We start from the raw sequence: 724 nt of genomic DNA on the forward strand, positions 1-724 counted from the left end.
GGCGAGAACAGCGCACTCGCGGTGAAGCTCGTGACCAGCAGGATGAGACAGGTGCCGAGCACGGCACCGAGAATCTTGTTGAGTTCGAAAGAGTCCATTTCCGGCCAGGCCCCACACCGCTGAGAAGGATTGAGCGGCCGGGCGGCCGCCAGGACGAGCCCCAGGAGAATCACACGTTCCTTGTCTTTCCCCCGAGTTTTGCCATTGAGATATCGGTTTGCCCGGGGTCTGGCAACCCGTATAAGCGAGCCGGCTTTGAACCCGTCCCCACCCATTTCTCGGCGCGGAAAACGCCCCGTTTCCAGGCTCTTGACCCGATGACCGATCCCCGCATCCTGGTGCTGATCCCGGCCCGCATGGCCGCTACCCGCCTGCCCGGCAAGCCGCTCGCCGATATCGCGGGCCTGCCGATGATCGTGCATGTGCTGCGCCGTGCCGAGGCCGCCGGCATCGGTCGGGTCGCGGTGGCAACCGACACAGACGAGATCGCCGCGGTCGTGACGGCCCATGGCGGCGAGGCCGTGATGACCCGCGCCACGCACCCCTCCGGCTCCGACCGTGTCCACGAGGCGATGCAGAAGCTCGATCCCGAAGGCAAGGCCGAGATCGTGATCAATCTCCAGGGCGACTTCCCGACGATCACGCCGCAGACCATCCGCGAGGTGCTGCCGCCCTTTGCCGACCCCGCGGTCGACATCGTGACCCTGGCCTCGCAGATCCACAC

Annotated in this window: 1 protein-coding gene and 1 pseudogene; one reads left to right on the forward strand and one right to left on the reverse strand. The window is 66.2% G+C overall.

The features are described from left to right. Positions 1-98: pseudogene (locus AC1D00_RS43905) on the reverse strand (c-type cytochrome); the annotation flags it as partial. Between the two features lie 219 nt (positions 99-317). Here AC1D00_RS43905 and AC1D00_RS43910 point away from each other — a divergent pair. Continuing rightward, a partial coding sequence (locus tag AC1D00_RS43910; protein ID WP_477015042.1) for a cytidylyltransferase domain-containing protein occupies positions 318-724 on the forward strand: 407 nt, incomplete at its 3' end.

Source organism: Bradyrhizobium sp. P2_E8, from assembly GCF_056403875.1.